The sequence below is a fragment of the Desulfovibrio sp. JC010 genome, assembly GCF_010470675.1.
Classification (GTDB): domain Bacteria; phylum Desulfobacterota; class Desulfovibrionia; order Desulfovibrionales; family Desulfovibrionaceae; genus Maridesulfovibrio.
This window is the reverse complement of the sequence record NZ_VOIQ01000002.1, coordinates 334,995-348,143: the sequence shown is the minus strand read 5'-3', so window position 1 is coordinate 348,143 and position 13,149 is coordinate 334,995. Positions and strand designations below refer to the sequence as shown.

Genomic DNA, 13,149 nt, shown 5'->3' with positions numbered 1-13,149 from the left:
TGGAGAGTCCAGAGAACCTTTTTTTCCAAAAAAAAGTTCTTTGGTCACCGAAGGGCCGCCGGAGGCATGCCTTTAAGGCAATTCAAGTTCGCCTTTGCTGATCATTTCTTCGATCTGGGCCACGTCTTTGTCGCCGCGACCGGAGAGGTTGACCACGATGATTTTGTCCTTGTCGAGCTGCGGTGCCAGCTTGAGGGCATAGGCCAGCGCGTGGGAGGACTCAAGGGCGGGGATGATGCCTTCGGTCTGGGAAAGCTTGAAGAATGCATCGGTTGCTTCCTTGTCGGAAGCGTGTTCGTACTGCGCCCGGCCGAGGTCCTTGAGATGGGAATGCTCGGGTCCTACGCTGGGATAATCAAGACCTGCGGAAATGGAATATACCGGAGCGGGTTCGCCCTGTTCGTCCTTGAGCATGTAGGAATTGAAACCGTGCATAATGCCGGGCTCTCCGAGACAGAGGGTTGCGGCATGTTCGCCCGGCTCAAGGCTGCGGCCGGAAGGCTCGACACCGACCAGCTTAACGGATTCGTCGCCGATGAAATCCGCGAACATACCGATAGCGTTGGAGCCGCCGCCCACACAGGCGATGCAGTAGTCGGGCAGACGGCCTTCGTCTTCAAGGCACTGCTGCTTGGCTTCTTTACCGATTACGGACTGGAAGTCGCGGACCATGACCGGGTAGGGGTGCGGTCCCACTGCGGAACCGAGCAGGTAGAAGGTGTTTTCAGCGTCGCCGATCCATGCGGCGAGGGCTTCGTCCACAGCTTCCTTAAGTGTCTTCTGGCCGGACTTTGCGGCAACAACGTTGGCACCCATCATGCGCATGCGGAAAACATTCAGCTTCTGGCGTTCCATATCCACTTCACCCATGACGATGGTACATTCCATGCCCATGAGTGCGCAGGTTGCGGCTGTGGCGACGCCGTGCTGTCCGGCACCGGTTTCAGCGATGATTTTTTTCTTGCCCATGCGTTTTGCCAGCAGAATCTGGCCGATGGTGTTGTTGACCTTGTGCGCGCCGAGGTGGTTGAGGTCCTCACGCTTGAGGTAGATTTTTGCACCGCCCAGTTCTTCTGTGAGGTTGGCGCAGAGATAGAGAGGGGTGGGGCGGCCGGAATATTTTGCGAGGTAGTACTGGAATTCTTTGATGAATTCGGGATCTTTCCTGAATTTTTCGTAAGTTTCCGCCAGCTCATTCAGGATAGGAAGAAGCTGTTCGGGAACGTACTGTCCGCCGTATTCACCAAAAAAGCCGTCTGCATTGATAGTTGCGTTGTCAGTCATTTTTTCTCTCCTGAAATCTTTTTTGCGACAGTGCTGTGCAGGCATAAAAAAACCGCGATCAGTTTTCACTGTCGCGGTTCTATAATATTTTTATTTGTTACCTGTTTTTTGAACGTAACCAACCGCGACGCATTAGCTGCGCCACCACCAAAAATAAAGTGTAAAGTTGGAGTAAGAAACGTTCATAGTGAAAAAGTGTTTACCCCGCTCCTTGAATGTTGTCAATATCCATGCTTTTTCGGGGGATGCTCCTGTTAAGTTGTAGATATTTCAGAATATAGTGCTTTTGCTCGTGTGAAAAATGGGCTATGTAGGAAATAATGGAAGTTGAATTTAAAGTTGTTTCGGGGAAAATGAATATAGAAAAGCTCAGTTATAGCTGACAGTTATTAAGAGAGGTGAATATGGAATTTTTTCTGGATACTGCAAACCTTGATGAGATCAGAAAGGCGAAAGCACAGGGGCTGATGGACGGGGTGACCACCAACCCGACCCTGCTCTCCCGCGAGGGCGGTGACTGGCGCAAGCAGGCCGAGGCAATTTGCGCCGAAGTGGAGGGCCCGGTCAGTCTGGAAGTTGTCGGTGAAACTGCTGATGAAATGGTCAGCATGGCCGATGAACTGGCTTCTTTCGGTGATAACGTGGTCATCAAGGTCCCCATGACTACCGAAGGACTGGTGGCAACCGAGAGATTGTACCGCAAGGGTGTAAAGACCAACGTGACCCTTGTTTTTTCACCTTTGCAGGCCCTGCTGGCCGCCAAGGCGGGAGCAACCTACGTAAGTCCGTTTGTGGGCCGTCTGGACGGAATATCACAGGACGGTATGGAACTGATCGAGCAGATCCGCACCATCTTTGATAATTATGATTTCCCCACCAAGGTGCTGGTGGCTTCCATTCGTCATCCCATGCACGTGCTGGATTCCGCGCTTATCGGTGCGGATGTGGCAACCATCCCGTACAGCGTAATCAGCCAGCTTGCCGCCCATCCCCTTACCGACAAGGGGCTGGCCTCTTTTGATGCGGATTGGGCAAAGCTGACCAAGTAAGTCTTTGCCGCATTGTTTGGATTTTGACCCCGGTTCTCCGTGTGGAGGGACCGGGGTTTTTATGTGCTTGATTATTGTAAATATTATCGCATTTCTTGACCATGCATTAATGTTTCTATAGTGTGCGGTATCGGTATTATTGCTGATATTCAAATTCATGTCGGGGAAGTTAAATTTGATGTTGAAAAAGCTGCTCACTGCTGTTCATAAGCCTCTGCTCTGCTCTGCTCTGCTTAGGTGTGACCCCTGCCGTTGCTGCGGATTATAATATCTTCGCACCGGAAAAAGCGCAGGTGTGCAAGGCCGATGCTTCCGCAAGTCCGTTCTCCCTCTCTTCCGGTTCCGGCACATATAAAATAGGCGACTCGACCTTTACCTTTTCCAGCCCCGGCGCGTTGTCCACTTCCGACAGCGGACAAAATACCCTTTTTGCCGATTCCACCGGGCGCGAAGGAACCGACACAGGAATCAACCTTTCCGACAGCAAATTTTCCTACAAGCTGGACACCAAGCGCGACGGCGCGATCTTCTCCACCGAGTACCTTTTCAACAAAGAAATTCTGGAACTGCGCGGCGCATACATGTGGCTTGGCTGGCAGGACCGCTGGGCAGGTATTGCCGACGTAACATGGTCCGATGAACTTTTGCAGGTCGCAACCTCCCACGCTTTCACGCTGGTTGATGAAACCGAGCAGGAAGGGCTTGGAGTCATGCGCTTTACGCTGGCCTATCTTGAAAAGGACGAGGAAGACAATTTCGCCATCAGCGGCAAAGAAACCATGCGCATGCCGCAATACACCGCAGCCCTGCAATATGAAAACTATGCCGAAATAGTTGAAGGCTACAACAACGAATTCAAAGGGATTTATTCCTTTTATTTTGTGGACGGCACCCGCGAGACCCTGAACAAATTTCTTACCGATACCACCTACACCTCCGCATACGTAGGCTTCGGCGGCGGTAGCCAGCATGTTGCCAAGCTCTGGGATGCTTTCGGCAATGACTGGTTCAAGCTGTCCGGTTCGCTGGGTATCGAGCACACCAGCTTTGATGAAATGGACAATGTGGAGCTTTCCGCAAAAGACGTTACCAGTCTGGCAACCGAAGTCGGGGCCACGGTAAACGTGCTGGAATGGCTGCAACTGGACGGCGGCTGGAAATGGTCCGACACACAGGCCGTTTACCGAGGCGCGGTGAACACCGACGCAGGTCCGGCGGTTATTTCATTTGAAGCGCAGAAGGTTGATTACCGCTACGCCGGATATGATGAACGTTTCGGCCTTTCCCTTGAATTTCCTGTCTGGGACATGAGTGCGCTGCTTGCAGGCGACTTTGCAAAGGCTTTCAATTGTGAAGGTAAAAGGCTCAACCATAGCGACGACCTCATACTTTTTACGCACAACACCAACCCCGTGACCTTCAAGCGTGCCATTCAGGACGCGAAACACATTGAAGGAACAGCCGATAAAATCATCAAGGTGCTGCGCACTAAAGAATTGCGGGCAACCCAGATCACCCGCGCTGAATTGCAGAACATAGGTCTTTCCATTGACGCTAATGGCGACATAATTTTCCCCGCCGCCACGGTATGGTCAAGCGTAAGCCTGCCTCTCGGCTCCACCAAAATCAACGAGCGTGATTTCGCCCCCTACGCAGGGCAGAATGTGGCTGTCTCCACCGCAACTGCCGTCTATATCATCAGGACCACAAAAGGCTCCCTGCTCATGCAGTCTGAAATGGCAAGCAAAACAGGTCTCACTACTGCTCAGAGAATTGATATTCAGAATGATATTGATTCAGTGCTTTCGAAAAGCACTGTTGCTGCTATGGAAGCGGAGATGGATAGTATTGCTAATCCTGCAATTGTTGTGAGTAGTATTGTTGCGAATGACACTTCACGAGTAGGAGACGGAGATATAAACAATTATGAATTTACAATTAATGGATCAAACTTTAGCGGCAAAACTGATGCTCTAATATTAGATGGTATTTCCCTCTCATGGCTTATTGACAATAAAGTCGTGACAAATCAAGCAGCGTTGGAAGCTAAAACAGAATTTGTAGTTGCTTCCAATACGGGGAATGCCGTAACAATTCGTATTCCGACAATAACCATTGGTGGACCGCTAGGAGCTGACCAAGTTCAAATTTCAGACGGGGGAAAAGTGATACTTTCTTAATTAGAAAGAACTAATTTAACTAAAACCTGCAACAGCTACATATTTAATTCAAAAAACATTAGTGCAGGTTGAAACACAAAAATAAAATTGCAATGCCATTGCATTACCACAAAATAATGCTACAATTTTTTTGAGGCCAACCGGGAAACTTTAGGGGTACCGGCGGGCCTTTTTGTTTTTGCGATTACAATCCCCAAAAAGATTCCTTGTGCCAGTCTACGGGAAACCCTGCTTCCTGTATCGGCAAAGGACATGTCTCTATATGCTGATAAAGCATATCCGCCCAGTGACTATGCCGCACAATACTTTTCAAAACATCATGAATAGCAATAGCCTGCATGTAATACGTATTGCCGTTTCCGGGAGTCACCCCGGCAACACTGCGCAAGCGTCTGATCTGCGCCGGTTTAATTGTAAATTTCAAATTCCAGAGTCTGGCATAATGAGCGCAGCAATTCCGGGTGTAAGCCAGTGACTTAATCCATGAAGCAAGGTCGTGTTGGCTAAGATTCAACTGCTTGGCTATTTTCTTGCGCAACGAGTTGTCGGCAATTCCTTTATAAATGTATTCCCATTTGCCAAAAGAAAGACATTCGGAAACCGTCCACATGGGCGGAAGATCAGGGCTGCTGTATGTATTGAAATAATGACCGCAGGATTTTGTACGCTTTCTGGAATCATAAAATCCAGTCGCCTGCTTAACGTCTTCTATAAGGCGAGCGTGATCATAAGAGGATTTAAAGACGCCCCTGTCCATATACCAGTGAGAGCCGAAAGCCTCACACATGGTGTGCACAATACAGGCCCGGATCGCTACCTCTACCCGCTCAAGCCCGTCCATTGTTATCTGTCGCAAATGTCGATCAAAAATATACAGTTTGAGAACATCATCAAAAGACGTACCGGGCAAAAATTCCTTTTTGCCGCTCTGCTGGTAGGGTGTAAAATATTGTGAAAGTCTATGGAAGGAAATGAAATTTAAATACCGCTCCGCTCTGGCGCGGTCATTAATGGAGAGACCCAGATTTTTAAGATGTTCAATCTGGTCAGCACTGTTTAAGTATAGGTCTTGATAAACAAGCATAAAATAACCCGCCCTGGTACGCATTGGATCACAAGGAACCAACTAGGCGTGGCGGGTATTGCTCAATTTTAGACTGCCTCAACAGCTGGAGTCGTAAATATATCAGATGCAGCAACTCGTCAACAGGCAGTTGGTCAACATTCTTTACAAGTAAATTATAGCCGCTCAAGCACGATTGTCAAATACAAGAATCCTATAGCATGTTGAGGATTGGAATTTTCCAAAATATTCCTGTAGACTGCGCACATGCACAAACGCCCGATACTTGTTCTCCAGATGCAGCGCATGGGGGATCTGATCCTCTCCTTTCCGCTTTTTCTCTGGCTGGAAAGAGCTTATCCCGGTCATCCCATCTGGGTGGTGGCTGAGGAGAAGTTTTTTCGTCCGCTCATGCCGGTCAGCCTGAAGGTGTATTATCTGCCGTGGGAAAGGCTGGATGAGCTGAGTAAGAGGAAGTACGAGCTGATTATCAATCTGAGTATCCGTGATCAGGCCGCATCTCTTGCCGGGGAGCTGAAGGCGGAAGCCAAGCTCGGCCCGGTGGCGGGGAGTGACGGAACTACCCATATTCTCGGAAACTGGCAGCTTTACCGGGCCAGTGTGGTGGAAAATAACCGCCATAATCTTTTTCACTGGGCGGATTTGAATGCGCTGGATTGCATTCCTTTGAGTGAAATTGCATCCACTAGATGGCCTCAGCCGCGGACTTTGTCCCATGAGTCCAACCGCATCGGACTTTTTCTTGGAGCCAGCGAGGAAGCCAAGCGTCCCTCAGTCCGATTCTGGGCGGATTTGTGCGCGGAGCTGTTGAAACGGGGCTTGCGTCCTGTGCTTTTCGGCGGTCCCATGGAGCAGGGGATGGGGCAGGAAGTTGCCCGGCTGTTTAAAGGCCCGGTGTTGGATATGTCCGGCAAACTAAATCTCGGTGAATTGATAGCTGTGGGCCAGTCTTTGCAGCTGTTCATTACCCCGGATACCGGCCCTATGCATCTTGCCGCATGGTCCGGGCTTAAGGTGCTCAACCTTTCCATGGGTAATGTTAATCCGTGGGAAACCGGACCGTACCAGAATGACCATTATGTGCTCCGTTCCACCATGAGTTGTGCGTTGGGCTGCTGGACCTGTTCGCGTGATAAACTGCATTGCCATACCCCTTTTACCCCTTCGCGCATTGCCGTTGCCGCCAAGAGAATGATTATTGAAGACCGTGACGCGCTGAGCAAAATGAATATGCCGGGCTTGCGTCTGTCTTTTTCAGCCAGAAATCGCAACGGGCTTTATCATTTGAAGCAGCTGAACGGCAGCAGGGCGCAGGCCGGAGATCTTTTAGGCCGTTTCTGGCAGCAGTATTTCGGGGCGATTTTCGGACTTTGGGGTATTGACGGAGCAGAAATGCTTTGGAAAGAGTTTGCCCGGCAGAATCCGATTCTTGCTACTAAAATGGCCGGCCATCTGCCGCGTCTGGGTAAGGAGTTCAGCCGGGGCTTGTCCCGCAGTATCCCACTTGAAGATTCCTTTTGGAATGCATGTCCTGTTGTTTTGAGACAATTTAGCGGATTTATACATCTTTTTTTGCAGAATTACGGCTACAGCCGCCATGCCTGGATTCAGGCTCTTTCCCATTACGAACAGCTGGCTTCCATCATCATTAAAAATTAAGCCAAGCTGAACTTTTTGCCTGATTAGGAATAAAGTTCCACATCTTGAACGCCTTCTTTTGGTTTTAATGTCCTGAAATAGTTGGTTTTCGTTTTTGGCACGCCTCGTGAATATAAGAATGTCGAGGAGTCAGAAAATGAAAATACTTCCACATCTCGAACAAAGTAATCAGGATTTGAGCAACCTTCTGGATAGAACTTCACTGTCAGAGGGGTCTTTCCGCTCATCAATGTTTGACAGCTTTCTTTATTCCAGCCAGTCCGATGTTGAATCGACATTTCAGCAGGCTCAGGACTTCGTGAATGATTCACAGTCTGTGTACGAAGAGACTTCTGCATACACAGAGTCTGAACGCGCTGTCGACTATATTGATGAAGCAGCGGAAAATGTGGCCATGCAGTCTGTGGAGGAACAGCCGCAGGACCTGACTGTAAGCCGCGAGGACTGGAATGAAATCAAGGAAGAGCTTGAAGAGTACGGCCTTGATAAAAAGGACATTGCTGAACTTGAAGAGAAGGTGATGAGTGAAAACGGCATTACCTACGGTCAGCTTGTGTCCGAACTTTCCGGCATGATGAAGGGATTGAAGGGAATCACGCTCAGTCCGGTTCAGGAGCAGAATCTGAATTCAATTTTCTCCCAGCTGGGATTCAGTCCTGATGAATCGAAAGGTCTTCTGGCTTCAATCCGTCAGGGCAAGCTCGGCGATGTGGTTGAAAAGATGCAGGCCAAGCTTGCAACCATGTCTGATGCCGACAAGCTCCAGCTTTCCAAAGATGAAACAAAGACCCTTACCGATCTGTTGAAGCTTAACGGTGATGCGGCCAAAAAGGTCTCCGATCTGTTGACCTCCGACGGCGCGACTGTAGCTGACCTGAAGAAGGGGTTTTCTGTTCTCAAAACCGCATTGGCCCAGCAGCAGAACGCGCAGGACGCCAAGGACCTGAAGCTGGTCAAGAGTGTGGCCGACTCCCTGCATTCCGCCATGGAAAAAGCTTCCGACCAGTCTCCCAGCGTTGTGCGTATGGCTTCTGCTGATGCTATCAGCGACTCCATGGGCGTGACCAAGGAGATCGGCGAGAGCACTAAGCAGGACGCCCAGAACGGGGCGGAAAATTCCGCACAGAAGGACGGCAATCCTTCGAAGAACGGTGCGGACCTCAAGGGCGATTCCAATTCCGCCAGGCAGCAGGCCGGGCAGAGTGATGATAAAAATTCCAACCGTCATTGGCTGGAACAGCTGCTTTCCGATTCCGATGATCAGGACAGCTGGAATAATTTCTTCGGCAAGCTTACCGACGAATCTTTTGTAAGGGGCGAGGGCAATCTCAACGGCAGTATTTTCGGTAATGGCGTCGGCACCCTGCAGAATGCGGTTAAGTCCGCACAGGCAGGCAAGACCGATACCATGTGGGAAAAAACTGCCCGTTCCAATGTTCTTGAGCAGATTCAGGAAGGAGTTTTCAAGAACCTCGGTCAGGGAACCAAGCAGCTGACATTGCAGCTCAATCCCCATGATCTCGGTACAGTTAACGTGATGCTGCAGGTCAAGAACAAGGATGTACAGGCCACAATCAGGGCTGAAAATCCCGATACAGCGAAAGTTATTGCCGAGCAGCTGGAAGTTGTGAAGCAGGCTCTGGAAGAGCAGGGTCTCAAAGTGGAAAAACTTGAGGTTCAGACCGGTATTGCAGATGGTCAGACCGACTCTTCATGGAAAAATGCAGAAGATCATAACACAGCGCAATATCAGGAAATGATGGCCGAAATGCGTAAGCGTTGGCAGACTTTAAGACAGGAAGGAACCTCTTTGGCCCAGGAAATGCAAAGTGTAGATCACAAGGCACAAATTTCCCAGAGCGGGCTTTACATAGTGACTTAACATAAGTTTAGGCCCGCTTAGTAAAAATAAAGAGGTGTAGTCATGGGATACGTAGGGTTCAGTAACATACTCGGAAGGGCGGAAGCCGATATGGCAGCCAGCAACCAGCCTGAGCATAAAAGCCAGCTTGGTCAGGATGATTTCCTGAAGCTTCTCCTTACCCAGATGCAGAATCAGGACCCGGCCAACCCCATGGAAGATAAAGAGTACATGGCGCAGATGGCACAGTTCTCCAGTCTGGAGCAGCTCACCCAGATGAATACAAACATGAAGACCATGATCAACAGCGGCACGCAGGACCAGATGGTCTCCGCAGTCGGCTTCATCGGCAAGGAAGTCAAGGCGGAAGGTTATACCGTGAGCCGTGAAGGGGATAAGGTCAGCAAGATATTCTACGGTCTGGGTGAACCCGTGGCAAACGCGTTCATTAACATTTACGACAAAAACCAGAATCTTATGCGCACAGTTCAGCTCGGCTCTAAGGCTGAAGGGACCTATGAGTTCGAATGGGACGGAAAGAACTGGGCAGGCAAAGATGTTCCGGACGGTGTTTACACTATCGCCATGGCGGCGGAAGACGCAAACGGCAGCCCGGTAATGGTTAAGACGGAAGTAAGTGGCGAAGTCTCCGGAGTTGTTTCCGAGGGTGGGCAGCAGTACCTGCACCTTAAAGACGGTCGCTACATCAACTTCCTCAACATCAAGGAAGTAGTAAGTCCGACGGAAGTTACCGATTCATCAAGTGAATCATCTGATTCAGGCGATTCTTCTTCAAGCTAAAGGGTTACGGCAATTTCCCCGTTTGAAGAATAAGGCAACATTCGCGAGTCAACAGGGCTTTAGGAGGTTCTTATGGGTTTATCAGCATCATTATTCTCAGGTATCACAGGTTTGCAGGCACATGGCGACAAAATGTCCGTGCTTGGTAACAACATCGCAAACGTAAACACAGTCGGCTTCAAAAGTGCCAAGATGCACTTTGAAGATGCAATCAGCCAGGATATGTCCACCGCCACCGGTATTGCTCAGGTCGGTCGAGGCGTACAGGTAGGGGCAATTTATGCCGACTATGCTCAGGGTTCATTTGAAACAACCTCTGAGTCCACCGACCTCGCTATCGGTGGTGACGGATTTTTCATTGTCTCCCCCAAGGGTGAAGACACTTCTTATTACACAAGGGCCGGTAACTTCCGTTTTGATAAAGACGGTTACCTCACCGACCCCCACGGTTATGTGTTGCAGGGTTGGCAGGTACAGGATGAAAGCAGTTCTCAGGTTGCCACCGGTACCAGCGTAAACACCAGTAATTCCGTACGCACAATCGGTGTTCCTACTGACATCAGATTGGAAAATTTCCAGTCCGCTCCCAAGGAAACCACCACCATCAACGTAATCACCAACCTTGATTCCAGTGAAGCGAGCCGTGTAGGTGGAGCCAACCCGTACCACGCCCTTTTTGATTCATGGGACGGTACTGACGATCCTGCTCTGGGTGATTCCCTCTACGCTTATCAGTCTACTATTAAAGTGTATGATGCCAACGGTTCCGCACATAACGTAACCACATATTTTGATCAGGTAACCCTTGAAGGTGAAGGCGGCAAGAAGGTCTGGGAATATATCGTAACCTGTGATCCGGCTGAAGACGGACGGTTGTTCGGTGACGGAACCTCTTATGCAGGAACCGAATCAGCCGGACTGCTTATGACCGGTACCATGACTTTCAACGCAGCAGGTGATCTGACCGGAATGACATCTTATACCCTTAAGAGTAACGCTGGTGCCGGCTTTCCTCCCGAAGCTGATAATAGTGGCGAGGCCAGAACTCCATCTTTTTGGAGTTTGTCTGAATTCTCTCAGGATGGTCTGCCGGTTATGACCGCAAACTTCCTTTCAAGGTCCAACGCCAGTTACACCAACGGTGCCAATGAGCCGGTAACCATTGAAATGAACTTCGGTTTGAGCAACCAGGACCTTTCCACTGCTGCCGGTGGCGTTAAAGGCTGGGGTAGTGTTCTGACTACCGATGCTGTTGCAACGCTGGATGGCCTTTCTGGTACCGATGCCAGTGGTGATTATCCTGCACTGGCGGTCAGTGGTCTCCCCAATTTCGGTGAAGCTGAAAAGAGCGCACTGTCCACAACTACTTACGATTCCGGTTCAACAACCCTGTTCCAGTCTCAGGACGGTTACACCGCAGGCTTTTTGCAGAGTACCTCTGTGAGCAGGGACGGTGTCTTGACCGGGCGTTACTCCAACGGACAGATTCAGGAGCTCTATGTCCTGACTCTCGCCTCATTCAACAATGACTGGGGTTTAAGACGTGAAGGCGGTAACCTCTTCACCGAGACAAGGGAATCCGGTGATGCCCTGACCGGGCTGCCCAACAGCGGCGGTAAAGGCTCCATCGCCTCCAACTCCCTTGAAATGTCCAACGTGGACCTTGCTGTCGAGTTTGTGAACATGATTACCACCCAGCGTGGTTTTCAGGCCAACTCAAAGGTTATCACCACCACTGATACCATGATGGGCGAGCTTATCCAGCTCAAGCGCTAAAGTGAATAAAGTATCCTGAATAGATGCTGAATATATAGGAAAACTCCTTCTACAACCTCCGCAGACGGGATTGACTCCCCCGACTGCACAGGTACCCGGGAACCCCGCATCCGAATATGCCGTTTCGGATTGCGGGGTTCCCATTTTTTGTTTGTTCTTTATTAAGAAAGCTTTTCGTTCTTTTGATATCAGTCTTGCTCTTAATATTTTTTTGACGTGCTCTTAATTCCTGCCAGCGGAATAATTTACCTCTTTTAGATAGGTGTTTGGTGATAAGTGCTTTTAAAACAGTGTGTTGCGTGTGGGTGGGACAGCTTTGCCGCTTGTTTGAAAATATAGCCGCAACGGCGGGAAAAAATTGACTCTTCAGCGCAATCTAAAGAAGTCTAGACTTTATTTATATCTTTAAGAGGCTGTAATATATGAACAAAATAAAGTTGGCACGTGCTCTGCTTAAGACTGGTTAACAAAAACGGAATTTTGTGAACTACAAGGAGGTTCAGATATGTCCTTAGTCATTAACCACAACATGATGGCAATGCACGCCTCACGAAACCTGCAGGAATCGTACGGCAACCTTGGTACTTCTACCCGTCGCCTCTCCTCAGGCTTGAGAGTCGGCACCGCAGCAGACGATGCAGCGGGGCTCGCAATTCGCGAACTCATGCGCGCTGATATTAAATCCCTTAACCAGGGTATGAGAAACGCAAACGATGCGATCTCCATGATTCAGACCGCAGACGGTGCGCTGCAGGTAATCGATGAAAAGCTCATCCGCATGAAAGAGCTTGCAACCCAGGCATCCACCGGTACCTACAACTCCGACCAGCGTCTGATCATCGACTCTGAATATCAGGCCATGGCTTCGGAAATTACCCGAATCGCAATGGCTACCGACTTCAACGGTATCCACCTGCTTAACGGTAACCTTTCCGGTCAGAACTCTGACCATAGCGGTGCAGGAGTCCATTCCACCGGCCCGCTGAAGGTTCACTTCGGAACCGGTAACGACTGCGCAGAAGACTACTATTACGTTTCAATCGGCAGCTCCACTGCTTCCTCTCTCGGTGTAGATACGTCTATCTCCACTCAGGAAATGGCGCAGCAGACTTTGGATAAGCTCCAGCAGGCAATTATTTCTAAAGATAAGATTCGTGCGAATCTCGGTGCCATGCAGAACAGGTTGGAAAATACCATTACCAACCTCTCCATTCAGGCAGAAAACGTTCAGGCTGCTGAATCCCGCATCTCCGATGTGGACGTAGCAACCGAAATGACCGAGTTCGTCCGTAACCAGATTCTCACTCAGTCCGCGGTAGCGATGCTCTCGCAGGCTAACTCACTGCCGAAGATGGCAATGCAGCTCATTGGCGGTTAACGCCGCTTGAGATAATCGGGTGAAGATTAAGGACTGTGGAGGCGATTGATCACCGCCTCCCAGTCCTTGGTTGCGTT

The 13,149-nt window shown here is 49.8% G+C and carries 9 protein-coding genes; 7 read left to right on the top strand and 2 right to left on the bottom strand.

Features of this window, described 5'->3' with window-relative positions:
* Positions 1-72 precede the first annotated feature (72 nt).
* Positions 73-1,284, bottom strand: a complete 1,212-nt coding sequence (trpB, locus tag FMR86_RS03770) for a tryptophan synthase subunit beta (RefSeq protein WP_163349745.1) — start codon at positions 1,282-1,284, stop codon at positions 73-75.
* A gap of 404 nt (positions 1,285-1,688) precedes the next feature.
* Between trpB and fsa the strand changes: the two genes are divergently transcribed.
* Positions 1,689-2,333 (top strand): fructose-6-phosphate aldolase, encoded by a 645-nt coding sequence (gene fsa / locus FMR86_RS03765; RefSeq protein ID WP_163349744.1) that lies wholly within the window; start codon positions 1,689-1,691, stop codon positions 2,331-2,333.
* Between the two features lie 239 nt (positions 2,334-2,572).
* Complete coding sequence (locus FMR86_RS03760; RefSeq protein WP_163349743.1) at positions 2,573-4,513, top strand: hypothetical protein; 1,941 nt, start codon at positions 2,573-2,575, stop codon at positions 4,511-4,513.
* Positions 4,514-4,697: 184 nt separating this feature from the next.
* On the opposite strand, the gene FMR86_RS03755 is transcribed toward FMR86_RS03760, so the two are convergent.
* Entirely contained in the window at positions 4,698-5,597 is a 900-nt protein-coding gene (locus FMR86_RS03755; RefSeq protein ID WP_163349742.1) for an Abi family protein, read from the bottom strand.
* Between the two features lie 246 nt (positions 5,598-5,843).
* Here FMR86_RS03755 and FMR86_RS03750 point away from each other — a divergent pair, with 246 nt between their 5' ends.
* From FMR86_RS03750 to FMR86_RS03730, 5 genes are all read left to right on the top strand, one after another.
* Positions 5,844-7,256 carry a glycosyltransferase family 9 protein gene (locus FMR86_RS03750; RefSeq protein ID WP_163349741.1) on the top strand — a complete coding sequence of 471 codons (1,413 nt, stop codon included), beginning with the start codon at positions 5,844-5,846 and terminating at the stop codon, positions 7,254-7,256.
* Between the two features lie 136 nt (positions 7,257-7,392).
* On the top strand, positions 7,393-9,138 hold the full coding sequence (locus FMR86_RS03745) for a flagellar hook-length control protein FliK (RefSeq protein ID WP_163349740.1): 1,746 nt from the start codon (positions 7,393-7,395) through the stop codon (positions 9,136-9,138).
* A gap of 42 nt (positions 9,139-9,180) precedes the next feature.
* Entirely contained in the window at positions 9,181-9,918 is a 738-nt protein-coding gene (locus FMR86_RS03740) for a flagellar hook assembly protein FlgD (RefSeq protein ID WP_163349739.1), read from the top strand.
* Positions 9,919-9,990: 72 nt separating this feature from the next.
* Entirely contained in the window at positions 9,991-11,694 is a 1,704-nt protein-coding gene (locus FMR86_RS03735) for a flagellar hook protein FlgE (protein ID WP_163349738.1), read from the top strand.
* Positions 11,695-12,199: 505 nt separating this feature from the next.
* Positions 12,200-13,072 carry a flagellin gene (locus FMR86_RS03730; RefSeq protein WP_163349737.1) on the top strand — a complete coding sequence of 291 codons (873 nt, stop codon included), beginning with the start codon at positions 12,200-12,202 and terminating at the stop codon, positions 13,070-13,072.
* Positions 13,073-13,149: the final 77 nt, after the last annotated feature.